Annotated in this window: 29 protein-coding genes and 1 tRNA gene; 16 read left to right on the top strand and 14 right to left on the bottom strand. The window is 62.4% G+C overall.

The genetic code is table 11. From position 1 onward, the window contains the following. Position 1 precedes the first annotated feature (1 nt). Positions 2-214 carry a hypothetical protein gene (locus NATTI_RS0119045; RefSeq protein ID WP_006088272.1) on the top strand — a complete coding sequence of 71 codons (213 nt, stop codon included), beginning with the start codon at positions 2-4 and terminating at the stop codon, positions 212-214. Between the two features lie 4 nt (positions 215-218). Here the strand turns inward: NATTI_RS0119045 and NATTI_RS0119040 are convergent, their stop codons facing one another. From NATTI_RS0119040 to NATTI_RS0119030, 3 genes are all read right to left on the bottom strand, one after another. Then, positions 219-587: a methylglyoxal synthase gene (locus NATTI_RS0119040; RefSeq protein ID WP_006088273.1), complete on the bottom strand. Its 369-nt coding sequence runs from the start codon at positions 585-587 to the stop codon at positions 219-221. 102 nt (positions 588-689) lie between these two features. Continuing rightward, entirely contained in the window at positions 690-2,423 is a 1,734-nt protein-coding gene (locus NATTI_RS0119035; RefSeq protein WP_006088274.1) for a carbamoyltransferase family protein, read from the bottom strand. Between the two features lie 117 nt (positions 2,424-2,540). Then, positions 2,541-4,199 carry an alkaline phosphatase family protein gene (locus tag NATTI_RS0119030; protein WP_241434255.1) on the bottom strand — a complete coding sequence of 553 codons (1,659 nt, stop codon included), beginning with the start codon at positions 4,197-4,199 and terminating at the stop codon, positions 2,541-2,543. Positions 4,200-4,474: 275 nt separating this feature from the next. Here NATTI_RS0119030 and NATTI_RS0119025 point away from each other — a divergent pair, with 275 nt between their 5' ends. After that, positions 4,475-6,343, top strand: a complete 1,869-nt coding sequence (locus tag NATTI_RS0119025; protein ID WP_006088276.1) for a polysaccharide deacetylase family protein — start codon at positions 4,475-4,477, stop codon at positions 6,341-6,343. A gap of 76 nt (positions 6,344-6,419) precedes the next feature. Further along, positions 6,420-6,839 carry a VOC family protein gene (locus NATTI_RS0119020; protein ID WP_027119217.1) on the top strand — a complete coding sequence of 140 codons (420 nt, stop codon included), beginning with the start codon at positions 6,420-6,422 and terminating at the stop codon, positions 6,837-6,839. Between the two features lie 169 nt (positions 6,840-7,008). Here NATTI_RS0119020 and NATTI_RS0119015 read toward each other — a convergent pair whose 3' ends face one another. Beyond that, positions 7,009-7,293, bottom strand: coding sequence for a hypothetical protein (locus tag NATTI_RS0119015; protein ID WP_006088278.1), 285 nt, complete (start codon positions 7,291-7,293; stop codon positions 7,009-7,011). A gap of 237 nt (positions 7,294-7,530) precedes the next feature. Here NATTI_RS0119015 and pyrF point away from each other — a divergent pair, with 237 nt between their 5' ends. Beyond that, complete coding sequence (gene pyrF / locus NATTI_RS0119010; RefSeq protein ID WP_006088279.1) at positions 7,531-8,379, top strand: orotidine-5'-phosphate decarboxylase; 849 nt, start codon at positions 7,531-7,533, stop codon at positions 8,377-8,379. On the opposite strand, the gene NATTI_RS25570 is transcribed toward pyrF, so the two are convergent. Together NATTI_RS25570 and NATTI_RS0119000 are read right to left on the bottom strand one after the other, a co-directional pair. After that, positions 8,376-8,657, bottom strand: coding sequence for a hypothetical protein (locus tag NATTI_RS25570; RefSeq protein ID WP_027119216.1), 282 nt, complete (start codon positions 8,655-8,657; stop codon positions 8,376-8,378). The two genes, pyrF and NATTI_RS25570, sit on opposite strands and share 4 nt — an antisense overlap. A 6-nt stretch (positions 8,658-8,663) precedes the next feature. Continuing rightward, positions 8,664-8,843, bottom strand: coding sequence for a hypothetical protein (locus tag NATTI_RS0119000; RefSeq protein ID WP_006088281.1), 180 nt, complete (start codon positions 8,841-8,843; stop codon positions 8,664-8,666). A 133-nt stretch (positions 8,844-8,976) separates the two neighbouring features. Between NATTI_RS0119000 and NATTI_RS0118995 the strand changes: the two genes are divergently transcribed. Both NATTI_RS0118995 and NATTI_RS0118990 read left to right on the top strand, forming a co-directional pair. Then, positions 8,977-9,453: a cupredoxin domain-containing protein gene (locus NATTI_RS0118995; RefSeq protein ID WP_241434256.1), complete on the top strand. Its 477-nt coding sequence runs from the start codon at positions 8,977-8,979 to the stop codon at positions 9,451-9,453. A gap of 122 nt (positions 9,454-9,575) precedes the next feature. Further along, positions 9,576-11,180, top strand: a complete 1,605-nt coding sequence (locus NATTI_RS0118990; RefSeq protein ID WP_006088283.1) for a GTPBP1 family GTP-binding protein — start codon at positions 9,576-9,578, stop codon at positions 11,178-11,180. Between the two features lie 14 nt (positions 11,181-11,194). Here the strand turns inward: NATTI_RS0118990 and NATTI_RS0118985 are convergent, their stop codons facing one another. The 5 genes from NATTI_RS0118985 to NATTI_RS0118965 all read right to left on the bottom strand — a co-directional run bounded on the left by NATTI_RS0118985 (position 11,195) and on the right by NATTI_RS0118965 (position 13,775). Beyond that, positions 11,195-11,590 carry a hypothetical protein gene (locus NATTI_RS0118985; protein ID WP_006088284.1) on the bottom strand — a complete coding sequence of 132 codons (396 nt, stop codon included), beginning with the start codon at positions 11,588-11,590 and terminating at the stop codon, positions 11,195-11,197. 96 nt (positions 11,591-11,686) lie between these two features. Further along, on the bottom strand, positions 11,687-11,914 hold the full coding sequence (locus NATTI_RS0118980) for a PLDc N-terminal domain-containing protein (protein WP_006088285.1): 228 nt from the start codon (positions 11,912-11,914) through the stop codon (positions 11,687-11,689). 129 nt (positions 11,915-12,043) lie between these two features. Further along, positions 12,044-12,553 (bottom strand): hypothetical protein, encoded by a 510-nt coding sequence (locus tag NATTI_RS0118975; protein WP_006088286.1) that lies wholly within the window; start codon positions 12,551-12,553, stop codon positions 12,044-12,046. 2 nt (positions 12,554-12,555) lie between these two features. After that, on the bottom strand, positions 12,556-13,488 hold the full coding sequence (gene mch, locus NATTI_RS0118970; protein ID WP_006088287.1) for a methenyltetrahydromethanopterin cyclohydrolase: 933 nt from the start codon (positions 13,486-13,488) through the stop codon (positions 12,556-12,558). Between the two features lie 77 nt (positions 13,489-13,565). Further along, positions 13,566-13,775 (bottom strand): heavy-metal-associated domain-containing protein, encoded by a 210-nt coding sequence (locus tag NATTI_RS0118965; RefSeq protein ID WP_006088288.1) that lies wholly within the window; start codon positions 13,773-13,775, stop codon positions 13,566-13,568. Positions 13,776-13,878: 103 nt separating this feature from the next. Between NATTI_RS0118965 and NATTI_RS0118960 the strand changes: the two genes are divergently transcribed. After that, entirely contained in the window at positions 13,879-14,322 is a 444-nt protein-coding gene (locus NATTI_RS0118960) for a universal stress protein (protein WP_006088289.1), read from the top strand. A gap of 158 nt (positions 14,323-14,480) precedes the next feature. On the opposite strand, the gene NATTI_RS0118955 is transcribed toward NATTI_RS0118960, so the two are convergent. Continuing rightward, positions 14,481-14,795 (bottom strand): MTH1187 family thiamine-binding protein, encoded by a 315-nt coding sequence (locus NATTI_RS0118955; protein WP_006088290.1) that lies wholly within the window; start codon positions 14,793-14,795, stop codon positions 14,481-14,483. A 156-nt stretch (positions 14,796-14,951) separates the two neighbouring features. Then, complete coding sequence (locus NATTI_RS0118950; protein WP_006088291.1) at positions 14,952-15,305, bottom strand: HalOD1 output domain-containing protein; 354 nt, start codon at positions 15,303-15,305, stop codon at positions 14,952-14,954. Between the two features lie 802 nt (positions 15,306-16,107). Here NATTI_RS0118950 and NATTI_RS0118945 point away from each other — a divergent pair. From NATTI_RS0118945 to NATTI_RS0118935, 3 genes are all read left to right on the top strand, one after another. Beyond that, positions 16,108-16,482 carry a hypothetical protein gene (locus tag NATTI_RS0118945; RefSeq protein ID WP_006088292.1) on the top strand — a complete coding sequence of 125 codons (375 nt, stop codon included), beginning with the start codon at positions 16,108-16,110 and terminating at the stop codon, positions 16,480-16,482. Positions 16,483-16,556: 74 nt separating this feature from the next. Continuing rightward, a complete protein-coding gene (locus tag NATTI_RS0118940; RefSeq protein ID WP_027119215.1) occupies positions 16,557-17,795 on the top strand; it encodes an RNA-guided endonuclease InsQ/TnpB family protein in 1,239 nt (412 codons plus the stop codon). Between the two features lie 65 nt (positions 17,796-17,860). Then, on the top strand, positions 17,861-18,433 hold the full coding sequence (locus NATTI_RS0118935; protein ID WP_241434257.1) for a hypothetical protein: 573 nt from the start codon (positions 17,861-17,863) through the stop codon (positions 18,431-18,433). A 363-nt stretch (positions 18,434-18,796) separates the two neighbouring features. Here the strand turns inward: NATTI_RS0118935 and NATTI_RS0118930 are convergent. Then, a tRNA-Gly gene (locus NATTI_RS0118930) sits at positions 18,797-18,867 on the bottom strand. A gap of 306 nt (positions 18,868-19,173) precedes the next feature. Here NATTI_RS0118930 and NATTI_RS0118925 point away from each other — a divergent pair. The 6 genes from NATTI_RS0118925 to NATTI_RS0118900 are packed head-to-tail and all read left to right on the top strand — an operon-like array spanning position 19,174 to position 23,221. Beyond that, positions 19,174-20,046: a putative RNA uridine N3 methyltransferase gene (locus NATTI_RS0118925; protein WP_006088295.1), complete on the top strand. Its 873-nt coding sequence runs from the start codon at positions 19,174-19,176 to the stop codon at positions 20,044-20,046. A 4-nt stretch (positions 20,047-20,050) separates the two neighbouring features. Further along, entirely contained in the window at positions 20,051-21,070 is a 1,020-nt protein-coding gene (locus tag NATTI_RS0118920; RefSeq protein ID WP_006088296.1) for a 50S ribosomal protein L3, read from the top strand. A 3-nt stretch (positions 21,071-21,073) separates the two neighbouring features. After that, positions 21,074-21,826, top strand: a complete 753-nt coding sequence (gene rpl4p, locus NATTI_RS0118915; RefSeq protein ID WP_006088297.1) for a 50S ribosomal protein L4 — start codon at positions 21,074-21,076, stop codon at positions 21,824-21,826. Beyond that, positions 21,823-22,077, top strand: coding sequence for a 50S ribosomal protein L23 (locus tag NATTI_RS0118910; protein WP_006088298.1), 255 nt, complete (start codon positions 21,823-21,825; stop codon positions 22,075-22,077). Before rpl4p ends, NATTI_RS0118910 begins: the two co-directional genes overlap by 4 nt. Positions 22,078-22,079: 2 nt before the next feature. Then, positions 22,080-22,802, top strand: coding sequence for a 50S ribosomal protein L2 (locus NATTI_RS0118905; RefSeq protein WP_006088299.1), 723 nt, complete (start codon positions 22,080-22,082; stop codon positions 22,800-22,802). Then, positions 22,799-23,221, top strand: coding sequence for a 30S ribosomal protein S19 (locus tag NATTI_RS0118900; RefSeq protein WP_006088300.1), 423 nt, complete (start codon positions 22,799-22,801; stop codon positions 23,219-23,221). Before NATTI_RS0118905 ends, NATTI_RS0118900 begins: the two co-directional genes overlap by 4 nt. Position 23,222: the final 1 nt, after the last annotated feature.

Below are 23,222 nucleotides of genomic sequence, written 5' to 3'. Positions count from 1 at the left end.
CGTGACGGCGCTTCTGATCGACGCCGGCTTGTATGTCGGGGCGATCATCGAACTGCTGGCCGAAGTGGCGAGCTGCTCGTTTCTCGTCGCCTACTCGCTCGTCCACGTCTCCGTAGTCGTGATCCGGCGAGCCGATCTCGACGAGTACGAACCGGCGTTCGAGATTCCGAGCCAGCTCTATCCGGGGGTTCTCCTGAGCGACACCGACGAGTAGCCACTCAGTCGGACAGCCCTTCGATCAAAAACTCCGCGGACGCGAGGTTCGTCGCCAGCGCCGTGTCGTGCACGTCGCAGATCCGCAACAGCGCCGAGATGTCGGGCTCGTGGGGCTGGGCGCGCAGCGGATCCCGGAGGAAGACGATGCCGTCGAGGATCCCCTCGGCGACCTCCGAGCCGATCATCAGGTCGCCCCCGAGCGGTCCCGACGCCTTGCGCTCGACCTCGAGGTCGGTCGCCTCCATCAGTCGCTTGCCGGTCGTCCCGGTCGCGAGCAGGTCGTACTCCCGCAACTGGGCTTCGTGAGCCTGCGTGAATTCGATCAGTTCCGACTTCTTTTCGTCGTGAGCGATGAGCGCGACGCGGGTCATACGGCGAATGGTCATCCGGCGAAGGGATAACGTTACCTCCACAAACGGGCTGCCCGACGCGATGGGGCGTCCTGACGCGACGGCGCGTGGAGTCGACCCTCGTCACGGCAGCGCGTCGCTCGAGCCGGATTTCTCGACGAGACAGTCCTCGAGGACGAGCACGTCGAGGCCCATTCCGAAGAAGTCCTTCAGCGCCTCGGTCGGCGTGTCGACGATCGGTTCGCCGTGGTCGTTGAACGACGTGTTGAGGAGTACCGGGACGCCGGTCACGTCCTTGAACTCGCGAAGCAGCCGGTAGTACCGCGGGTTCTGGTCCTCGCGAACGGTCTGTGCTCGCGTGGTGTCGTCAGCCGGGTGAACCACTGCTCGAAGGTCGTCCCGACGGTCGGGTCGCACGTCGAACGTGTCGATCATGAACGGGCTGGTCGTCGCGTTCTCCAGGTACTCGTCGGCAGCCGACTCGATCATCGACGGCGCGAATGGCCGCCACTCCTCGCGGTGTTTGACGAACCGGTTCACCCGGTCGCGGGACGCTTCGGTCCGTGGATCCGCGAGAATGCTTCGGTTGCCGAGCGCTCGAGGCCCGAGTTCGGAGCGGCCCTGGAACCAGCCCACGAGCGCGCCGTCCGCGATGCGTTCGGCGACCCGCCGTTCGAGGTCGTCCGGTTCGGCGTACTCGATCTTGTTCGTCTCGAGGAGTTCCCGAATCTCGGCGGTTGCGTACTCGTGGCCCCAGTAAACGGTCGTCATCGGATCGACCTCGGACGGCGATCGATCGATCCAGCCGCCGCCGAGTGCGAGCCCGGCGTCGTGAGCAACGGGCTGGACGAATACCTCGTCGACGGCCGGGTGCTCCCTGACCGCCTTGTTCAGCTTGCAGTTGAGGGCGACGCCGCCGGCCAGGCCGACGTTTCCGGTCCCGACGCGGTCGACGTACGTGCCGACCATCTCCGTGACGGACTCCTCGAGGAGTTTCTGTGCTGTGTGTGCGAGGTCCTTCTCGAACTGGTCGAACTCGTCAGTGTCGGTCGACCGCGGTCGGCCGAACAGCTCCTCGAGGGCGGCCACGCCGTGTTCCGTTCCCCAGCGACCGGTGAGCGCCGTCACGTCGTAGTCGACGCCGGTATCGATCGTCTTCCGCAGTCGGCGCTCGATCTCGGGGTTGTCCTCGCCGTAGGGGGCGAGTCCCATCACTTTCCCCTCGCCGTTGAACATCCGATAGCCGAGGTAGTTCGTGATCGCGGCGTAGAACAGGCCCCAGCTGTTGGGGTGTTCGTACGTACGCACGCGCGTGAGTCCGTCGGGGGTGGCGTGCCAGACGACGGTCGAATCGTACTCCCCTTTCGCGTCGATGGTCACCACCAGCGCCTCCTCGAACGTCGACGGGTGGAACGCGCTCACAGCGTGACACTCGTGGTGAGAGCGACACTCGATCGGCGGCACCGGCGTTCCGATCCGCTGGAGCCGGGATTCGACGATTCGGGTCGGCATAACCGACGCCACGAACTGATCCCTGACGACGTTCCGGAGGTGCGTGACTTTCCGTAGCGTCCCCTCCAGCTGGCTGGTATTTTTCAGGTAGTGAGGGGTGATCTTTCGCCGGAGTTTCGGATCGTAGGGAAGGACGATCTTCTCGATGTCGGCGAGCTCGATCCCCTCGTACTCGAGACAGGCGCGTATCGCCTGCTCGGGGAAGGTGTCGACCGCGTGTTTGTCCCGCGTCAGGCGCTCTTCCTCGATCGCGAAGCGAAGTTCGCTGTCTTTGAACAACGCCGCACTCGGATCGTGTTGGCCGTAGAGGTCGATCGCCGGCTTGAATGACAGGGTGTAGCTCATGTGTTGGTTCGTCTGCGGAGTCGGGTGTGGTCGTGTCGTTTCATCGGGAGGGTCGAACGGCGAGCGGCCGTTTTCAGTGTCGTGGGGTAGGGGACTGTTTCGGGTCTCATGAGTATGTTACTCGACGTAGCCGAGGTCCTCGAGTCGGCCCTCGACCGCGGAATCGATGGTCGTCCGCTTCGATGCCGTGTACTCCGGATAGCTCGTGGACTCGGTCGGCTCGACGACGGGGAGCACGCGTCCGTCCATTCGGTCGCTGTAGGGTACGTCGAGCGCGGCGAGAATCGTCGGCGCGACGTCGAACAGGTGGGCGTCCTCGACCGGCCGCGAGGCGTCGATCCCCTCTCCGCTGGCGACGAAAATCCCGTCGAGTTTGTGGTTCCAGGGCTCCGTCGTCTCGGCGAAGTACTCGTCGGCCGGTTGCGCCGAGAGGAAGTGCTGGAAGTCGGTGGGGATCGTGACGATATCGACCGCTCGATCGGCGTACGGCCCCTCGAAGAACTCCTCTCGAGGGGCGACCGTCTGGAAAACGGGCTCACCGTCGGGTGCGGTCACCGACTCGAGGTCCCGGATGAGCGCCGCCCTGACCTCGTCGTACTCGTCCTGTGGCACCTGCCCGTTCGGCTCGCGGCCCTCGACGTTCAGCCGAACGCCGAGTTCGGTCCGCGCGCGGACGTACGCTCGAGAGTTCGCAAAGTCGACCTGTTCGTTTCCGGTTCGGACGACGCCGTCCGGAGCGTGGGCTTTCGCGAACTCCGAGAGGCCGAGTCGGTCCAGCACGCGACCGATTCGATGCGCCGTCAGTCCGACGCTCGCCAAGTGCGCGGCGAGTCGCTCCACGGTGTTCGGCTCCCACTCCTCTGCCTGTTCGCCGTCCCGGAGGTCGTCTCGCATCACGTTCCACGTGGGCATTCCCTTGCCGCCCAGCGTCGTCTCGAGGTAGCCGGCGTCCTCGAGGAAGGCGTTGACGCGGAACTCCGGCTTCTCGTAGCGCCCCATCCCGTGATCGCTCGCGACGAACACCTGTCGCGGGTTACACGCCTCGAGCACCGCGCCGATCTGCTCGTCGGCGGCGGCGTAGACCTGTTTGACTTTCTCCCACTCGCCGTCGAACTCGTGGAAGACGGTGTCGGTCTTCTGAAACTGGAGAAAGCCGAAGTCCGGTTCGAACCGCCCGCTCAGGTACTGGAACGCCTCGCCGCGCATCTCGACGAGGGAACAGTACTCGTCCATCTTCTCGGCGTCCGATAGCGATTCGTCGCCCCGCGAGTACTTCGGGTAGACGCGGTACTCCCCGATCTCCTCGCGAACGTCGTCGAGGATCCCCTCGGGGTGACAGGGCGGATCCTCCGGGCCGATGAACCCGGGGACGATCGCGCCGTCGATCTCGTCCGGTGGGTGGGTGACTGGAACGTTGACGACGACGCTCGAGCGATCGTGTTGGTCGAGTAGCGTCCAGAGCCGGTGTGCGCGGACGTCGTCGCCTTTCACGACGTGGAAATCGTAGCCGTCGAACCCGGTGAAGCCGAACACGCCGTGTTTCCCGGGGTTGACGCCGGTGAACAGCGACGGCCACGCGCTCGGCGTCCACGGCGGAATCTGTGACTCGAGCGGGCCGCTGGCGCCCGCATCGAGTAGCGCCTGCAGGTTCGGAATCACGTCCTCGTCCGACAGTCGGTCGAACACCGACGGACAGCCGGCATCGATCCCGATGAGTAGTGCGTCCATCCGATTGCGATCCGTCCGTTCTCCTTCGGTTCCCGCGTTCCGTTCCATCAGATACGCGAGCATCGGCGTCGAGGGGTGATTATTAATATCGAGTAAAACTGGCACTCCACCGTCGGACGTTCGGTTTCACACCCGCACCGAGAGACGCGAGCGAGCGACGTTCTCCCGACGGTTCGGCGACCCGTTGACCGCCTGAACGGGTGTTTAACACCTCTATAAACGCCCTCACCGCGGTGCGAACGCGGGCTCGTAAACTCCCGCTCGAGGAAACCTCGCTTAACGGCACCATCACCAAAGGGTGACCGTTCGTAGGAACGGCAAACATGGACCACGATCTCTCACGACGTCACGCACTGGCGACGTTCGCCGTCGGGTCGACCGCGCTCGCCGGCTGCCTCGACTTCCTCTCCGGCGACGGAACCGACGACTCCGCCGAGGAGGGCGGTGGGAACGGAACGAACGGCCACGGGTCGACGTGGCCCGCGATCGACTCCGGCGAGGTCATCGACGATTTCGAGGATCTCGACCGCTGGGGCGTCCGAAATGGGCGACTCGAGGCCGCTCCAGACGAGGCGCGAACCGGCTCGCAAGCGGCAGTCATCGAGGGCGACGACCGGACTGCCGGGATAACCATCGGCCTCTCCAACGGACTCGACCTCGAGGGGTGGGATACCTCGCTCGCGGTCAAGCCGGAATCCGCGACGCAGATCGTCGTGGAGTTTATCGCACCGACCCGCGACGAACGGCTGAACACCGTTCGTGCGGTCCCCGACGGCTACGACGGCTGGTTTCGCCTCGACTGCGGCTACGAACACAAGCCGGAAGGCGAGCCGGATCTGTCGAACGTCACCCGATTGAACGTGATCGCGGTCGGACCCGACGACGGCCCGACCCGGCTGCTGGTCGACGACCTCCGACGAACAGAGGCGGTCGACAACGGCAAGGCGATCCTCGCGTGCTACGGTGGACACGACTCGCACTACGATCTCGCAGCCGAACTGCTCGAGGAACGGGGCTGGGCCGCCGCGGTCCCGGTCGATCCCGGGCGCATCGGCGGGCAGGGGCGGATGGGGATCGACGAGTTACACGAGCTTCGGGACCGCGGCTGGGACGTCTGTTCGTATCCGCGGGGAGAGAGCGACCTCACCGAACAGCCCGCGGAGCGACAGCGGACGGTCGTCGAGAGCACGCGGGACTCCCTCGCGGATCGCGGCTTCGACGACGGCTCGCGTCACTTCTTCGCCCCGGACTGGCGCAGCATGACGCCGGAGACCCACGAAATCGTCCGGGAGTACCACGAGTCGGGCTTCCTGTTCGGCAGCTGTCCAACCGGCGCGCCGCCGACCGGGACCCATATGACCCCGGTGATCTGGGGTCCCGCGCTCCACAACGGCGTTCGACGACACATCAACCTCTGTGATCAGTACCGCCAGCTCACCGTGATTCGGATCCCCCGGATCGTCGAGGGGGACGCCGGGAGCAACAGTATGTCGCTCGAGGAGTTCGAACACCTGCTCGATCACATCGAAAACCGTGGTCTCGACGTGATCACGCCCTCCGATATCGTCGACGGGATGGACGATATCGACCGCGGAACTGGGGACGAATCCGGAGGGAAGCCGGACGGGACGATCCTCGAGGCGGGGAGATCCCATTCGTTCGACGGAGACGGAACGGACGAATCCGACGCGTTCGATCTCGACGAGGGAATCGTCACGGCACAGTTCACTCACGACGGCGATGGCACGTTCGCCGCGGAGCTGATACCGGTCGATGGCGATCTCCCCAACGAACGGCTCAGTACCACGGCTGGAGTCACCGAGGGCGAGTCGATGGTGCCCGTCGGCGGCGGAACGTACCAGATCGTCGTCGACGCAGACGGCCCGTGGTCGATCGAACTGGAGCAGCCCGCCGTCCACGGCGACGACCTCGAGGAGCCTCCGATCGAAGCGTCCGGATCGGGATCCGGATTCGTCGGTCCGCTGTGGGCCGACGACGGTCTCACCCTCTCCGTGACTCACGACGGCGACGGCGCGTTCGTCGTCGACGGCTACGGTGCGGACGGCGGCTGGGAACAACTCGTCAACCAACGCGGCGAGTTCGATGCCTCGAGATCGGCCGGCGCGAGCGGCGTCTCCTGGATCGACGTCGAGGCCGATGGTAACTGGACGCTCGACGTCGGCGAACCGTGAACAGCAGTCTCGAGCGGTGAGAAAACCGATTCGCCAGCCGGAACCGTTTTTCCTGCGGGCCGGTACGGTCCAGCTAATGACGACTCTCAGCGCACACCACGTCGGTATCACCGTTAGCGACCTCGAGGAAACGCTGCCGTTCTATCGAGACGTGCTCGGTCTCTCCGTCGCCGATCGGTTCAGCGTCGAGGGCGAGGCGTTCTCGGACGCCGTCGGCGTCGAAGACGCCCGCGGCGAGTTCGCCCACCTCGAGGCGGACGGGATCCGAATCGAACTCGTCGAGTACGATCCCGAAGCGAGCGACTCGCCGGCCGCGGGGCTCAACCAGCCCGGTGCGACACACGTCGGCCTCTCCGTCGACGATCTCGACTCCTTCTACGCGGGCCTCCCTGACGACGTGACGACGATCAGCGAGCCGCGGACGACGGCCAGCGGGACGTCGATCGTGTTCCTCCGCGATCCGGAGGGGAACCTGATCGAAGTACTCGAAGCCTGATACGGTCTGCTGTACATCAGTTTCGCCGGGATCGCGATCCACCCTGCGGTCCCACCGGGAACTCGGTACAGCAAACCGGATGAGCCTCCTCGAGGTCCGATCGGACTGGACGCTCGAAAGGAGTAGGATTGGTCGAATCGGACGGCTGAATGGCTCACTCGGGTCGGCGTCAGTGACGAACTGGCGAGGACTCGAGCGTCGACGACACTTGCTCGACGTCCTCCTCGCACGCGGTACAGCTACTTTTCTCGGAGTCGATGTAGACGTTTCCACAGGTCGAGCAGTGAAAGAGATTGCCGGGCGCGTCCGGGTTCGTCGGCCGCTGCTCGGCTGCCGACTCGTGATCGAGGGCGTCGTCCGCCGTCGCGTTCCGTCCAGCAAACAGCGTCGAACGGATCCGGTCTCGAAGTCGACCGAGACGCGAGTTAGATTTCTCGTTGGTTCGAATAGCCATACTGTAGCCGACGATTATAGTACCGAAGTACCTGATGTCTAAAGTATTTGGAGGTGACTTGCCCGGAACCGAGTGGCAACTGGTCACTGCGCTCGAGTGAACCCATATACCGCCCGAATTGGGCGTCTTACCGCCAGTATGTGGTGTCTGTTAACAGGATGGGTGTCCGAAATCAACGGGCTACTGTCATCGTATGGGATAGCAACCTTTTCGACCGCCGCAGGACCATTCGGAGGTATGAACTTCTTCGATCGGCTGCACGACCGCATTCGGACGGTCGACAGCGTCGTCAGCGTCGGTCTCGATCCCGATCTATCACGGATTCCCGACCACTTACGGGAACACGACCTGCCTCGCTGGGCGTTCAACCGGCGAATCATCGACGCGACCCACGAACACGCCGCAGTCTACAAGCCCAACGCCGCGTTCTACGAGGACTCCGACGGTTGGCGCGCCCTCAGAGAGACGATCGCGTACGCACACGGGAAGAATGTGCCCGTTCTGCTGGACGCAAAACGGGCCGATATCGGCAACACCACCCGTCAGTACGCCCAGTTGCTCGAGACCGCGGACGCGATCACCGTCAACCCGTACATGGGTCGGGACTCCCTGCAGCCGTTTCTGGCCGACGAGGAGTCCGGCGTCTTCATCCTCTGTCGGACCTCGAACCCCGGCGGAGCCGACTTACAGGACCTCGAACTCGAGACCGGCGAACCACTCTACGAGCGCGTGGCCGCGCTGGCCGACCTCTGGAACGAGAACGACAACGTGGGGCTCGTCGTCGGCGCGACGAAGCCCCAGGAACTCGAGGAACTGCGCGAACAGGTACCTGATCTCCCCTTCCTCGTCCCCGGTATCGGGGCACAGGGCGGCGACGCCGAGGCCGCGGTCGAGTTCGGACTCGCGAACGGCGTCGGGCTGGTCAACTCCTCTCGTGGAATCATTTTTGCCGGAGAAGACAGCGAGGCGCAAAGCGCCTCGGACAGTCGAGCGGCGGAGCCGCGAGACGACGGCGAGCAGTTCGCGAACGCGAGCGGGCAGGCCGCGAAGCGATTGAAAAAGCGGCTCAATCAGTACCGCGACTAATCTCGGTTGCCGTCTTCGTTCGGCGAATCGTCGCAATCGAGTCCGACGACGCGGCCGGCGATTCGCCCGTCGACTCGTTTTCTCAGGAGTTCGACCCTGACCGGGTCGGACGGCGGTCGCTCCTCGAGCAGCTCCAGACCCTCGACGACGGCGATGTCCATCGGACTCGAGTCGTGCGGGTGGTCGGCGACGAGAATTCCGTCCCGCTCCTCGAGACGGAGGCAGAACTGCTCGCCGACGGCCAGGGACTCGCCGAGTAAATCACGGATGGATGTCACGATGAATCAGAATCGGTGGATGTCGACGTCGTCCGACTGGCGACTCGGATCGGCCTGTGCGACGCACTCGACGCACAGTTCCTTCGGATCCTCGAAATGAACATCGCACGCGAGCGTGCCGCAGTTCGCACACCGCTTCTGGGCCGGGCGCGACTCGCAGATCTGACAGAGACCACTGACACTCATACCGATCGTACGGTCCGGATCGACTTGAAACCGGGGCTGGAACGGTCCCGTGGGGACAGCGGGCCACCCGGTAACTTCAGCGTCCGACGCGTTCACATCAGGATTTAAGATGGTCACGTTCTACTGGACGCGTATGACCAACCACAGGTCCGTAGGTCGGCGTCGCGCACTCGCCGTTTCCGGAGCCGCGCTCACAGCGGGCCTTGCCGGCTGTACCAGCAGCAGTGACGATGGCGGAGACGATGACAACGAGTGGCAACAGCCCCTCAACCCGGACGATTGGGAAGATGTCGACGAGATTCAGCTGATGGGGTACACCGGCGGCTGGGAAGGCGCCGAACCGGATCTTATCGACGGCATTCGCAACCCAACGCTGCTCCTGTTCGACGGCAACGAGTACGAGTTGACGTGGGAGAACGCCGACGGTGTCAACCACAATCTCGCGATCAGAAACGAGGACAACCGGGTGGTCAGCGGTCTCCGAACGGCCGACATTCACAGCCGCGGCGACGCGGCGACACTCGAGTTCGAGGCGAACAGCAACATGCACGAGTACCTCTGTGAACCCCACCCGCGCCGGATGCTCGGGTACATTCACGTCGAGGAGTGACGGTTGACGGTCGGCTCACGGACCGTTCGACGTTCTGCGTGGGTTTTACTATTCGACACAGTCGTGTCTCGTGTTAACAACCCACGGGAAGGCTTTTGCCATGTGAGCAGCTACCGCTCTACATGAGCCGTGACCGGGCTCTCCTCGAGCGAGCCCTGGACCGTGGTGAACAGGACGGTGGCAACGTCGAGTTCAAGGAACGACTGTCACGTAACGTTCACCTCGAGGGTGGACGCCGAGAGAGTTTGGCCGCGCAACTCCGACACCGAATTCTCTCGGGAGACGGCGAGGCGACGTACGTCGTCGGCGTGACGGACGACGGCGGACTCGCCGGCATCGATCCCGACACCTTCTCCGAGACGATGGACGTCCTCTCCTTGCTGGCCGAGGAGGCCGACGCACACATCGACGACGTTCAGACGTGGGGGATCAACGACGGGTTGGTGGGCCTCGCTCAGGTGCGGGAAGGCGGCGTCCTCGAGACGGACGACGAACACGTTGTCGTCGGTACCGCGGGTCACGTCGACCACGGGAAGAGTACGCTGGTCGGGTCGCTCGTAACCGGCAAGCCGGACGACGGCGACGGCGCCACGCGCGCCTATCTCGACGTCCAACCCCACGAGGTCGAGCGCGGACTCTCCGCGGACCTCTCCTACGCCGTGTACGGCTTCGACGAGGATGGCGGCCCGATTCGGGTCGGTAACCCGAACCGCAAGGCGGATCGAGCAGCCGTCGTCGAGGAGGCAGATCGACTCGTCTCGTTCGTCGACACCGTCGGGCACGAGCCGTGGCTCCGGACGACGATCCGGGGACTGGTCGGGCAGAAACTCGACTACGGCCTGCTGGTCGTCGCCGCGGACGACGGGCCGACCCGAACCACCCGCGAACACCTCGGCGTCTTGCTCGCGACGGAACTCCCGACCATCGTCGCGATCACCAAGACCGACGCCGTCGACGACGAGCGCGTCGAGGAGGTCGAACGCGAGGTCGAACGACTCCTGCGCGAGGTCGAGAAGTCGCCGCTGCGGGTCGCCCGCCACGGCGTCGACGCCGCGATCGACGAGATCGGCGACCGCGTCGTCCCGATCGTCGAGACGAGCGCGATCACGATGGACGGCCTCGAGACGCTGGACGAACTCTTCGATCGGTTACCGAAAACCTCCCAGGACACCGGCGAATTCCGGATGTACGTCGATCGGAGCTACTCGGTGACCGGCGTCGGCGCGGTCGCCTCGGGGACGGTGATGTCCGGCGAAGTCGAGGCCGGCGACGAACTCCTACTGGGGCCGATGCCCGACGGCCGGTTCCAGGAGGTCGAGGTCCGCTCGATCGAGATGCACTACCACCGCGTCGACAAGGCTCAGGCCGGCCGCATCGTCGGCATCGCGCTGAAAGGCGTCAAAGAGAGCGCCATCGAGCGCGGGATGGTCCTCCTGCCCCGCGAGGCCGATCCGAAACCGGTCCGGGAGTTCGAAGCCGAGGTGATGGTGCTCAACCATCCCACGCGAATCGGCGACGGCTACGAACCCGTCGTCCACCTCGAGACGATCGGCGAGGCCGCTGCCTTCCACCCCGACGACGGGCGGCTCCTCCCTGGCGACACCGGCGAAACCACGGTTCGATTTAAGTTCCGCCCGTACCTCGTCGAGGAGGGCCAGAAGTTCGTCTTCCGCGAAGGCCGGAGCAAGGGTGTCGGAACGGTGACCAAGGTCCACCCGATGGACTGACTGACAACCTGTTTTCAGGCCGATTCCGTCTTCGAGATCGTCCCCACCCCGATCGGCGACGAGCCGGTGATCGTGCCGCCGAGCGTAACTGCGTCGGGTTCCATGAACAGCACCGTCTCGTCCGGCATCGAGACGTCGGTTCGGATCTGTCGCTCGAGAAAGTCAAGCGAGGCGGCTTCGGGGCCGCGTTTCACGAGCCCGCGTTCCATCTCGCGACGCGTGTTGAGGCTCATGTAGAACTCGCAGTCGGCGTGGTCGGTGTGCTCTCCGAGGCGCCGATACACCGCCTGACAGACGTCGACTGGATCGGTTCCGGTCGCGTCGACGATCGTGGTCGATTCGGCGGTCGACTCCGCGTCGTTCCGTATCGACGCGACGATTGCTCGAAAGTTGAGCGCGCGGTCGGTCATCGAGTACGACCTCGAGCGCGAGCGGGTAAAATCGGCCGGTCGATCCTCGAGCGGCCGCGGACCGGCAGTCGTTTCGCGAGACCGCAGATACCGGCGCTAAAACTGACTCCTGCGGGCGTTCCGTCCGAGCAGGAAGTACAGGACGAGCCCCAACACCGGCGCGAGGAAGACGACGATCGCCCAGAGAAACGCGGGGTGGTCGCTGTTTTGCTCCGCGTCGGTGTAGACCCACACGACCATCGCGAGAAAGATGACCGTGAAGACGATGAAGAAGAGAAAGGCGAAGGCGGCACCACCTTGTTGTAGTACGACATTCTCGAGCATAGGATAATGCGGGAAAGCGACTGTAAAATGCTTTTTGGTACTCGGTCTCGAGCGCAAACTATCTCGGAAGCGGTTCGTTGACGGAGTTACCGGCGACCGCGTATACCGGAGTGGAACCCGCAGTGACGGCTACCTGTACCGACCGTCGTCGGTTCGGTCTCCGAGTCCCAACAGCGTTGTCCACTCGAGCAGCCGATTGACGCGATCGCCGTCATCGAGCCGATTTCGACCGACGTTGCTCCGACGGTTGGAAGCAGTCGCCCGCTGACGGAATTCGGCACCGGCCTCCTCGGTGGAAAGCGGCGTCTCGGCTCGCTCGAGGATCTCGAGCACCGAATCTGCCCCGTAGACGCGGTCTCGAAACGCCCGTTGGAGTCGGTCCGAATTCGGCGATGCGCCATCAATCATGCCCTTCGCGTCCGAACGTCGACGATAGCCTGCCGGCTCCTCGGTCACGAGTTCGAGCGCCCGCAGAAAGACGAGCCAGGTCTCGGCCTCGCTTCGGCTCTCGAGGGACGTCTCCGCTATGAGATGCTGACAACAGTCGTCGACGGCCCCGGCTTCGGAGGGAACGGCCTCGAGAATCGGCCCTATAGCCTCGATATCACTCGGCGGTTCGGGAACCGGTTTGAACTGCACGGCTACAGGTCGAACGACTCGACGAGCAACGCTTCGTCCGTCTCGCCGTGGACGTACGTCGGTCCGCCGATCACGTCGATCGTCACCTTCGCGGGCGCGAAGAGATCCGAGGGGACCTCCGAGAACTCCCACTCGAGGTCGTCGAAAATCTCGCCGAACGGCCGTCCGTGACCCTCGGCAGCCGTCGACGGCACGTCCTCGAAGATGTCGGCGTCCTCACGAACCGTGAGGTGGGCCGTCCCGCCGTAGGCGATGGCGTCGTTCGTGCGAGCGATCGCCGTTCGTTCGTCCGCGGCAACGGGGGCCACTGGCGCTCGACCCGTCGCCGAAACGATATCAAGCGGGTCGTAGCCCAGTTCGGAGAGGCGAAACGTCGCCAGTTCAGCCGTCCGGGCGGCGTTTGTGATGCTCCCGACCAGGCTCGCGGTCGGATAGGCAAGCAGGAAGACCCCACTCGTCTCGACCTCCGCGAGGTCTGCGACGTGTTCGGCCGCGGCTTCGGTTGGGTCCTGTTCGGTTTCGACAGCCAGCGCCGTCAGATCGAAGGCGTCCGTGTAGCCGACGCGGTGAAACTCCTCTTCCTCGGCGACGAGCGCTCGGGCAGGGCCGCTGCCCAGTCCTTCGAAGTCCTCCGTCATCACTTCCCAACCCGCCTTCTGTGAGCAGAGCAGCGACAGGGCCGGCTGATCCGTCGAGAGCTCGACGAACGGGATCGGTGCTCCACCGAGTTCGCCGAGTCGGTGACTCGGCGTCGCCATCCCCGCCGTCTGGATCTCCGTCAGCAACAGTCCGGCTTCGATCCCCCCGTCGAACTCGAGGCCGAAGTCGAGGACGCTCGCCTCGTTCTCGAGGTCGTAGCCGCCGATATTCAGCTCTTCGGCGTACTCGAGGGCCTCGTCGACCAACTCGATCGCCATCCGATTGAGACTCTCCATAGCCACTGGTTCGCTCTCCGTCGTAAAACAGTTTGGTAGTTCGCGCTCCCGGCTATCGGAACCGTTTCCGCCGTCTCTTAGGCGACGACCTCGTAGCCGGCCGCTTCGACCGTCCCGCTGACCGTCGCTTCGTCGACGGTCGCCCCGTCGTGTTCGACGCGAACCTCGTTCTCCTCGTGGTCCGCCGTCACGGACGAGACCCCCTCGATGGCCTCGAGAGCCTCGACTACGGTCGCTTCACAGCCATCACACGCCATGCCGGTAACTTCGAGTATCGTTTGTTCCATACGTGTGCGTAGGCCCCCACACCGAATAGAACGTTCCGTCTTCGATTCCCACGCAGGTGTTCCAATGGGTGGTTTGATATGTGATTGGACTGTTCGTTCGACCATGTACACAGTACTCGTCCCGATCGACGAACAACCAGACCGAGTGAGCGCACAGGTCGAGGCCGTTCTCGATCTGCCGAACGCAGCGGACAACGTCGCCGTCGAACTGCTGCACGTCAGGAAAGAACTCGAGTTTGCCGACAGCGACGACGACGTGGAGATCGGGAAGATTCGGTCCGATCTCTCGGTCGACGACATCGACGACCCGGTCGAAACGATCTCGCTGGCCGTCGAAGAACTGGTTGAGGCCGGCGTCGATACCACCGTTCACACGGCAACCGGCAATCCCGCTGCGGCCATCGTCGACGTCGCAAACACGTTTGATGTCGACGAACTCGTCGTCGGTGCCCGCAGACAGTCACCCGTCGGGAAGGTCCTGTTCGGCAGCGTCGCCCAGTCCGTCATCCTCGATACGGATCGGCCGGTCAAGGTTGTCCCCGCCTGAGACGGTTTGCTGTACCGATGTACCGGTGGGACCCAAGAGATCTCGGTCCCCCCGGAAATGACGTACAGCAGATAGTACGAGACGCGTCTTCACTCTCTTCTCGCTCGAGTGTCCCGTCACCACCTTCGAGTGCGAGATTTCTACGCGGGTACTCGCCGTTATTCGTCCGTGTTCGTCGCTGCCCGACCGAGATGCCCCTCCACGGCCTCGACTTTTGCCGCCGCGTTCGTGTCTCGGTTCCGTTTATCGTCGATCTTCAACACGGTGCTGACGCGATCGTGGTCGACCGCTTCGTGGGCCGCCTGTGCGGCCGCGAAGAGTTCGTCGATGTCGTCCGTCTCGATTACCGTCCCCATCGGATTCGTCTCGTACTCGACGTCGTACGCCTCGAGCGCCTCGACGGCCTTCGCGATCTCGCCGGACATGCTCCCCTCGACCACCGGTGCGACGCTCAGGAGTGCGATTACGGTCATCGATTTTGTTGACGGGGTGAAGACCCCTAAACCCGTTCCATGCGGATTTCGGGTCGTCGGTTCAGGCGGATCGATCCGCAACAGTGACGTACAGACGGCTCTCGAGCGTCGAAAAACGGGGGAGTAGAGAGCGGCGGGAACGGACAGGGGTCGCGTTCAGCTCGGCTGGCCGTGGCGGCTCGTCTCCGTCGGCGGGTAGACGATGACGTCGCCGTTCGCGTAGACGTACACCTCGTGCTCGAGCGCGGTGAAGGCGATGTGACCGCCGGAGCGTTCGGTGCCGTCGGCCTTCTTGCTGAAGATGCGATCGAGCGCGTCCGGGTCGACGCTGTCGTAGAGAGAGAACTCGCCCTGGGAGACGTCGGTGTCCGCAATCGAGGCGATGGCGTGGACGATCGTCGTAGTGATCGTCGCCGTGCTTTCGAAATCGTGGTGGAAGACGTAGCGGTCGTTGGTCTGGTCGTACTGGAGGTCGTTCGCATCGTCAGCGGTAGGGAGTTCAGTTTGCATTGCTAAATCACGAGTTCAATTGTCCATTTACCCGTAGCAAGCCACGCTATAAAAGCCAATCGCAGGCGGTATTGGTTACTGATTTTGACCCAAGACCTGTGGGAACTGTTCGATCAGTCGGATAGTATCCTCTTATTGATGGTGAGTTCTGCGGATATTTCTGTCGTCCCGTCAGTACAATCACGTGTTACCGAGCGTAGACTTGTCGTTCCACTTTAAAAACGACGTCTTCGCCTGTTAGCGAGCCGATATCGCCTCGTAGCGAAATAACTCTTTGAGACGGTCACACGCCACTGTTCTTCACAATCTCCGACGTAATCAGTCGTTCACTGCCTCGATGGCCAGTTTGGTTCTCGGTTGTGCCTCTCGAGGGAGGGAGCTCGGGCTCGAGAATAGTTGCCGGATCCACGAGTAATCATTAGATACGCGTGCTGGCTGGGAGTTGAACGACGTCTAGGTATGCTCACTTCGCTGTGTGCGAGTCGTTTACCTCAAATCCAGATTCGATTTCTATCGTTCTCGCTTGCGGATTTGTTCGCGACAGCAATGCGCTGGCTGAGGGGTCTGATAGGCCTCCACAGAGACAACAATAAGCGGAATTAGCCGCACGGAAAGAGTTTGGCCCAATAGTAGATAAGACGACACGACAGCGAGAGGAATTCTGGTGCGGTGCAGTACTATTCGACCATGATGCCCTGTTTGTCTCCGTCTTCGCGTAGGTCCCTACGCTACGCACAGGACACAGACGGAACAGCTACGACTGGTCATGAATACTTATTGACAAGCCTACAAAATAACGGGTATGCAGCGTCGTGCCCTCCTCGCACTCACCCCAGCGCTACTCGCAGGATGCCTGTCAGAACAAGATCCAGGCGGGAAAAATTACACGGCCCCAGAAGATGTTCACGTCTACGACGAACTCAAGGAGATGCCGGAGCCACCCGAATCAGTGGACCGAGACTCGGCTCAATCGTACGTCGAAATGTACGAAGAGCACCGGATCTACAACGAATTGCTTGGGGAAGATGTGAGTGAACACCACGAAGGCCACGTGGGCAGCGTTGACGATCGAGACGTTGTCGAACTCAGTATCAAACCACTTGCAATCGAATTGTTGAGAGAAACTGACCACGGCTACTATTTTATCAGCGGTACAGGAGAATACCCCGAGGCTTGACCTCGGGGATGAATCCGATAGGAAGCCCCAGATACACACTAATAAGTAAAAACGGGTCAAACACGTAGACAGCGATGGAACACAGCCACCGTTACCGCGCTTACCCAAGCAACGAGGTAGCGATGGCTGCTGAACATCACATCAACGTTCATCGCCAACTCTACAACCACGTCAAATGGGACTACACGAACAGTCCCGACGACAAACCAAGCGAATACGCCCAGAACAACAAGCTTCCCGAGTGGAAGCGACAGTGGCCCGTGTTCAGCGAGTTACACTCAAAAGCTGCTCAAGCCACCGTCGCACGCTTCCACCGAAACCTCTCGAACCTTCGAAAAAAGAAAAAGAAGGGACAGAAAGTCGGGTGGCTCAAACGGCAATCACCCAGCGAGTACCGAAGTGTCACGTACAACCAGTCAGGCTTCGACCTCGATAACAAGAGGGGGCGCGACGGGTACGCCTACGTGCGATTCAGTAAAGTCGGCTGGGTGAAGATTCGCTACCACCGACCACTCCCTGACCACGCTACTATCAAAGAAGTCACGCTGAAAAAGGAGACGACTGGCGAGTGGTTCGTCTCATTCAGCCTCGAAACCGACGACGAATACGTTCCCGAGAAACCCGCGTTAGACTCACTCGACGCGAGCAACAGCGTGGGAATCGACCTTGGGATCCTCAACTACATCCACACGAGTGACGGCAAGACAGTGGATTGGCTCGACCTCGAAGACGAATACGAACGACTCCGCCGCGAACAACGCAAACTCTCCCGGAAGCAACACGGGTCGAACAACTACGAGAAACAACGCCGAACAGTTGCCAAGGTAAAACGGAAGATTCGCCGGAAGGTACTTGACTACCAGCACAAGTTGACGACGTGGCTCGTCACAGAGTACGACGCCGTGTTCGTGGAAGACCTCAACGTCGCTGGTATGCTTCAAGGGGACGAGAATGCTCGGAACAAGCAGGATGTGGCGTGGCGACAGTTCATCACTTTGCTCAAATACAAGGGCGACTTGTACGGTACACACGTCGTGCAAGCGCCTGCTCGTGGAACAACGAAAGAGTGTGCGTGTTGTGGTGTGGAGACAGCGAAGCCAATCTGGGTTCGTGAACACTCATGTCCATCGTGTGGATTTGAGACGGATAGGGATGCGAACGCGGCAATGAACGTATTGAAGCGCGGTTTTGCTGAATTAGGGCTGGGATGGCCCGAATCAACGCCCGTGGAGACTGTGACCGCTACGGACACCGCTGATTTCCAGCGAGTGTCTGCAAGTCACGTCGTAGAAACGGGAAGCCCCGCCCCTTGAGGGCGGGGTGATTCACCACCTCCATCAGCGGGAGAGCGAAGCACTGGTGTGAAGACGAGTCATCGATGGGCGGAGTACGAGAAGATGAAGAATACGGTCACGGGTGTGGAAGCAGTACCGGTAGAAACAATCCTACGGTAGTGCATTTTGTTGACTCGAACTTCCACATGCGAATCCCGTACGACTGGATCACTCTCGTTGGTGCCGACGATCCGTACAAGAGTTCCGATGACGGTGAGAACGTCACAGTCTCAGAACACGGCTCAGCTGCCCAACTTCAAGTCTACAATGTGACTGGGGACGAGTACGACGTTGACCTAACGGTGCGGTTCATGGACGACTCCCAACCCGAGGAGGTATATTCCGAAACGGTTGAGAACCATCTGTATCTCGCTGTACTCTCCAATCTGGTGCAGCGACGCGGAACATACGAGGTGGAAGCCGAACTGGAAACGGGGTATACGGAAACGTTCGAATGGGAAATCACGAGCGACACCGCTCCATCATGGGCCGGCACTTCGATCTTCATTACTCCGACTGAAGAGCTCTGGATCGACACGATAGACCCGGAGGCTAACATCGAAATCACCCCGACCTCGTATCCTGGTCACGTTAGAACCGATCATAATACAGAATAAACTGACGAGACTACCATGACTCAAATATAGGACGATTTCTGTCGCTCACGAGTTTGTTCGCCGTAGAAATGCGCTGGCTGGGATTTGAACCACGCCTGAGAACCTGCTCGCTACGCTCGCAGAACCTCAGTCTGATTCAAATTCAAGAACGATTTCTCCGAACACGGATACTCGCATTGCTACGCAATGCTCGTGGTGTTGTGTTCAGAGAAATGCGCTGGCTGGGATTTGAACCACGGTCAGACGGTCGCCTCCCTCCGATCGGCGCTGCGACTGACCTGATTCAAACCCAGAGCGACTTCACGGCTCACGAGTGACGAGCACACGCTACGCGGTGCTCGTCGGAGTTGTTCGCCGCAGAAGTGCGCTGGCTGGGATTTGAACCCAGGTTGTGACCATGGCAAGGTCACGTGATACCACTACACTACCAGCGCCCTGCTACACTCTAATGTACACCCGGAGGGATGTATAAGGGTTGCGAATCGACCCGACATCGGCATGCCGGCACATGACGATGTCCGACTGCCTGCTGTCGGTTCTCGAGTCCCCGCACCCGCCCTAACAAACCCGTTTTTCCGGAAATCGATCACGCATCTATCACTTCGACAGAGTGTGTGGCTGTAACACACGAATTCGCGGGTGTGAGCCGTTCACAGCCGGGATCGAATCCGCTACCCTTTTAAGACATTACCGGCAACACATCGCTACAGTCTAGTGACGCGGCGCCGAAGCGTTTCGGCATGACCGTCAGCATACTCGTCCCGTCGTCGCTCACCCGTGAAGCCGAGGACAAACGCGAGGCAACTCGCAAACTCGGATACGTCGCCCGCGCGGCGACGATCTTCCGGGCCGATCGCCTAATCGTCTATCCCGACCGGGATGGCGAAACCGGGCGATTCGACGGCGGGTTCGTAAGCACCGTCTTGCGGTACGCCGCAACGCCGCCATACCTCCGCAACGAGGCATGGGGGATGCGGGACGAACTGGAGTATGCGGGCATCCTGCCGCCGCTCCGCGCCATGTCACAGACCGGCTCCGAATCTGACGGTTCGGGGTCGTCAAGACAAGGAATCGTGACCGAGGTCGGACCTGAAGGGCGCGTCCGGGTCAATTGCGGCTTGCAACACCCGATCTCCCTCAACGTTCCTCCGAAAATGGAGGTCGAAGAGGGGGAGCGCGTGACCGTCAGGATCTCTTCGCGACGACCGGTCCGGGCGAAACTCGTCGACGATCCCCTTCCGGGATTGTCGGTCGAGCGGACGGACCTCTCCGCAGCACTCGGCCGTGAGGACGCCGGCGTCCGTATCGCAGCTTCCCGGTTCGGTGAGAATCTCACCGTCGGGCGGCTCGAGACGTTGGCCGGACGCGTCGAACGGGACGGGATGACCGTCGCGTTCGGGGCGCCCGAACGAGGGCTGCCGGACATCCTCGACATCGAGGCTTCCGCTGTCGCCCCCGCGGATGGAACGGGCGACGCGGACGACGGAGTCGAACCCACTGCCGATCCGGGGTTCGACCTCTGGCTAAATACGGTTCCGGACCAGGGAAGCGAGGTCGTGCGAACGGAGGAGGCTCTGTTCGCCTCGCTCGCTCCCCTCTCACTGAGAGAGTGATAGAATGCCACAAGCAAATTCACCACGCAAAGGCTCACTCGGGTTCGGCCCACGACAGCGTGCGACCAGCGAGGTCCCACGCTTTAACTCGTGGCCGGACGACGACGGACAGCCAACGCTCCAGGGATTCGCGGGCTACAAGGCCGGCATGACCCACGTCGTTATGGTCGACGATAAAGCGAACTCGCCGACCGAGGGGATGGAACAGACCGTCCCCGTAACGATCGTGGAGACGCCGCCGATGCGCGCGGTCGCACTACGAGCGTACGAAGCAACGCCATACGGCATGAAGCCGGTCACCGAGGTCTGGACCGACGAGTTCGTTACCGAACTCGATCGCGTCCTCGACGTCCCCGGTGATGACTACGACGCCGACGCCGCCGAAGACGAGCTTCGGGGCTACCTCGAAGAAGGACGCGTCGACGACGTTCGCGTTATCACGCATACGGTTCCAGGGAGCATTCCCTCGATGCCGAAGAAGAAACCGGACGTGATGGAGACGCGAGTCGGCGGCGGCTCCGTCGAGGATCGCGTCGACTTCGCCCTCGAGACCGTCGCAGACGGCGGCGAGCACGTCATGAACGACGTGTTCCGCGCGGGCGAGTACGTCGACGCGAGCGGTGTCACGAAAGGGAAAGGGACCCAGGGCCCCGTCAAACGCTGGGGCGTCCAGAAACGAAAGGGCAAGCACGCCCGGCAGGGATGGCGGCGCCGCATCGGGAACCTCGGTCCGTGGAACCCGTCCCGTGTTCGGTCGACGGTCCCACAGCAGGGACAGACCGGTTACCACCAGCGGACGGAACTGAACAAACGCCTCGTCGATATCGGCGACGGCGCAGACGCGACGGTCGACGGTGGCTTCGTCAACTACGGCGAAGTCGACGGACCGCACGCGCTGATCAAGGGCTCGCTCCCCGGGCCGAACAAGCGCCTCGTGCGCTTCCGCCCGGCGATCCGACCCGGAGACCAGCCGCGCCTCGATCCCGAGGTACGCTACGTCTCCACCGCATCTAACCAGGGATAACACATGGAAGCAACAGTACGAGACCTGGACGGCGACGACGCGGGCTCGATCGAGCTCCCGGCGGTCTTCGAGACCACTTACCGCCCGGACCTGATCGCCCGCGCCGTTCGCGTCGCCCAGGCAAACCGAAAACAGGCCTACGGTGCCGACGAGTTCGCGGGCATGCGAACGCCCGCGGAATCGTTCGGTAGCGGTCGCGGGATGGCTCACGTTCCACGTCAGGACGGCCGCGCACGACGCGTCCCCCAGGCGATCAAAGGACGGAAGTCACACCCACCGAAGGCCGAGAAGGACCAGTCCGACTCGATCAACACGAAAGCGAAAAAACTCGCCGTCCGTAGCGCCATCGCGGCGACGACGGACGCCGACCTGGTCGCCGAGCGCGGCCACCAGTTCGACGACGACGCGGAGATTCCCGTCGTCGTGAGCGACGAGTTCGAAGACCTCCAGAAGACGAAGGAAGTCGTCTCGTTCCTCGAGGCCGCCGGTCTCGCGGACGACATCGAACGCGCCGACGAAGGTCGGAGCGTCCGATCCGGACAGGGGAAAGCCCGTGGCCGGAAGTACAAGACGCCGACGTCGATTCTGTTCGTCACCGCCAGTGAGTCCGGCCCGTCCCGTGCGGCCCGGAACCTCGCTGGTGCCGACGTGACGACGGCTGCGGAGGTCAACGCCGAAGAGCTCGCACCCGGCGCACAGCCGGGTCGACTGACCGTCTGGACCGAGAGCGCACTCGAGGAGGTGGCAGACCGATGAGTTCGATCATCGAGCACCCCCTCGTGACCGAGAAGGCCATGAACGACATGGACTTCGAGAACAAGCTCCAGTTCATCTGCAACCCCGACGCCACCAAACCCGAAATTCGGGATGTCGTCGAGGAGCGGTTCGACGTCGGCGTCGCTGACATCAACACGCAAGTGACGATGAAAGGCAAAAAGAAAGCGATCATCAAACTCTCCGAGGACGACGACGCACAGGAAGTCGCCTCGCGAATCGGGGTGTTCTGAAGATGGGACGACGTATTCAGGGACAACGACGCGGTCGCGGTGGCCCGACGTTCCGTGCCCCGTCACACCGCTACAAGGCGAAGCTCGACCACAAGAAACAGGAGGACGACGACCTCGTCCGCGGAACGGTCGTGGATATCGAACACGACCCGGCGCGATCCGCGCCGATCGCCGCCGTCGAATTCGACGACGGCGACCAGCGACTCATCCTCGCACCTGAGGGCATCTCCGTCGGCGAGGAGATTCAGGTCGGCGTCTCCGCGGAGATCAAGCCGGGCAACACGCTCCCGCTCGCGGAGATCCCCGAAGGAATTCCGGTCTGTAACGTCGAGGCGAACCAGGGCGACGGCGGTCGATTCGCCCGGGCCTCCGGCGTCAACGCGGATCTGGTCACCCACGACCGCAACGCTGCGGTCGTCCAGCTTCCCAGCGGTGAGGTCAAACGCCTCGATCCACAGTGCCGTGCCACCGTCGGCGTCGTCGCCGGCGGCGGTCGAACGGAGAAACCGTTCGTCAAAGCCGGGAACAAGTATCACAAGATGAAGGCACGGGGGACGAAATACCCTCGCGTCCGTGGTGTCGCGATGAACGCCGTCGACCACCCGTTCGGTGGCGGTGGCCGACAGCACCCGGGCAAACCCAAGTCCGTCTCGCGGGATGCCCCGCCGGGACGGAAGGTTGGTGACATTTCCTCGCGCCGTACCGGCCGAGGTGGAAACAAATGAGTCAGGAGTACCGAACCGGCCGCGAAGGTGAGTTCACCTACCGCGGTCACACGCTCGAGGAGTTGCAGGATCTGGACATCGACGAAGTCGCAGAACTGCTGCCCGCTCGAAAGCGGCGAAGTATCGAACGCGGCCTCTCAGTCGAGAAGCAGAAGCTGCTCGAGAAGGCCCGCGAGAAAGAAGAAGAGGAGACGGCGAACGCGCCGATCCGAACGCACCTGCGGGATATGCCGATCCTGCCGGAGTTCGTTGGCTTGACCTTCGAGGTCTACAACGGACAGTCGTTCGAGCGCGTCCGCGTCGAGCCCGAGATGATCGGACACTATCTCGGCGAGTTCCAGCTGACCCGCAACTCCGTCGAACACGGACAGGCAGGGATCGGTGCGACTCGCTCCTCGAAGTTCGTCCCACTGAAGTGAT

The organism is Natronorubrum tibetense GA33 (assembly GCF_000383975.1).
Classification (GTDB): Archaea; Halobacteriota; Halobacteria; order Halobacteriales; family Natrialbaceae; genus Natronorubrum; species Natronorubrum tibetense.
Note: the sequence above shows the minus strand (reverse complement) of the source record. Positions and strands in the feature narration are given on the sequence as shown.

Excerpts from the sequence above, each read along its gene's own strand:
- NATTI_RS0119020 (WP_027119217.1), top strand. The coding sequence starts at position 6,420 with ATGACGACTCTCAGCGCACACCACGTCGGTATCACCGTTAGCGACCTC.
- NATTI_RS0118945 (WP_006088292.1), top strand. The coding sequence starts at position 16,108 with ATGCAGCGTCGTGCCCTCCTCGCACTCACCCCAGCGCTACTCGCAGGA.
- rpl4p (WP_006088297.1), top strand. The coding sequence starts at position 21,074 with ATGGAAGCAACAGTACGAGACCTGGACGGCGACGACGCGGGCTCGATC.
- NATTI_RS0118955 (WP_006088290.1), bottom strand. The coding sequence starts at position 14,795 with ATGACCGTAATCGCACTCCTGAGCGTCGCACCGGTGGTCGAGGGGAGC.
- NATTI_RS0119000 (WP_006088281.1), bottom strand. The coding sequence starts at position 8,843 with ATGAGTGTCAGTGGTCTCTGTCAGATCTGCGAGTCGCGCCCGGCCCAG.
- NATTI_RS0118990 (WP_006088283.1), top strand. The coding sequence starts at position 9,576 with ATGAGCCGTGACCGGGCTCTCCTCGAGCGAGCCCTGGACCGTGGTGAA.
- NATTI_RS0118965 (WP_006088288.1), bottom strand. The coding sequence starts at position 13,775 with ATGGAACAAACGATACTCGAAGTTACCGGCATGGCGTGTGATGGCTGT.
- NATTI_RS0118950 (WP_006088291.1), bottom strand. The coding sequence starts at position 15,305 with ATGCAAACTGAACTCCCTACCGCTGACGATGCGAACGACCTCCAGTAC.
- NATTI_RS0119030 (WP_241434255.1), bottom strand. The coding sequence starts at position 4,199 with ATGGAACGGAACGCGGGAACCGAAGGAGAACGGACGGATCGCAATCGG.
- NATTI_RS0118980 (WP_006088285.1), bottom strand. The coding sequence starts at position 11,914 with ATGCTCGAGAATGTCGTACTACAACAAGGTGGTGCCGCCTTCGCCTTT.
- NATTI_RS0118905 (WP_006088299.1), top strand. The coding sequence starts at position 22,080 with ATGGGACGACGTATTCAGGGACAACGACGCGGTCGCGGTGGCCCGACG.
- NATTI_RS0119035 (WP_006088274.1), bottom strand. The coding sequence starts at position 2,423 with ATGAGCTACACCCTGTCATTCAAGCCGGCGATCGACCTCTACGGCCAA.
- NATTI_RS0119040 (WP_006088273.1), bottom strand. The coding sequence starts at position 587 with ATGACCCGCGTCGCGCTCATCGCTCACGACGAAAAGAAGTCGGAACTG.
- NATTI_RS0118985 (WP_006088284.1), bottom strand. The coding sequence starts at position 11,590 with ATGACCGACCGCGCGCTCAACTTTCGAGCAATCGTCGCGTCGATACGG.
- NATTI_RS0118900 (WP_006088300.1), top strand. The coding sequence starts at position 22,799 with ATGAGTCAGGAGTACCGAACCGGCCGCGAAGGTGAGTTCACCTACCGC.
- NATTI_RS0119025 (WP_006088276.1), top strand. The coding sequence starts at position 4,475 with ATGGACCACGATCTCTCACGACGTCACGCACTGGCGACGTTCGCCGTC.
- NATTI_RS0118995 (WP_241434256.1), top strand. The coding sequence starts at position 8,977 with ATGACCAACCACAGGTCCGTAGGTCGGCGTCGCGCACTCGCCGTTTCC.
- NATTI_RS0118920 (WP_006088296.1), top strand. The coding sequence starts at position 20,051 with ATGCCACAAGCAAATTCACCACGCAAAGGCTCACTCGGGTTCGGCCCA.
- NATTI_RS0118925 (WP_006088295.1), top strand. The coding sequence starts at position 19,174 with ATGACCGTCAGCATACTCGTCCCGTCGTCGCTCACCCGTGAAGCCGAG.
- NATTI_RS0118935 (WP_241434257.1), top strand. The coding sequence starts at position 17,861 with ATGGGCGGAGTACGAGAAGATGAAGAATACGGTCACGGGTGTGGAAGC.
- NATTI_RS0118910 (WP_006088298.1), top strand. The coding sequence starts at position 21,823 with ATGAGTTCGATCATCGAGCACCCCCTCGTGACCGAGAAGGCCATGAAC.
- NATTI_RS0119015 (WP_006088278.1), bottom strand. The coding sequence starts at position 7,293 with ATGGCTATTCGAACCAACGAGAAATCTAACTCGCGTCTCGGTCGACTT.
- pyrF (WP_006088279.1), top strand. The coding sequence starts at position 7,531 with ATGAACTTCTTCGATCGGCTGCACGACCGCATTCGGACGGTCGACAGC.
- NATTI_RS0118940 (WP_027119215.1), top strand. The coding sequence starts at position 16,557 with ATGGAACACAGCCACCGTTACCGCGCTTACCCAAGCAACGAGGTAGCG.
- NATTI_RS0118960 (WP_006088289.1), top strand. The coding sequence starts at position 13,879 with ATGTACACAGTACTCGTCCCGATCGACGAACAACCAGACCGAGTGAGC.
- mch (WP_006088287.1), bottom strand. The coding sequence starts at position 13,488 with ATGGAGAGTCTCAATCGGATGGCGATCGAGTTGGTCGACGAGGCCCTC.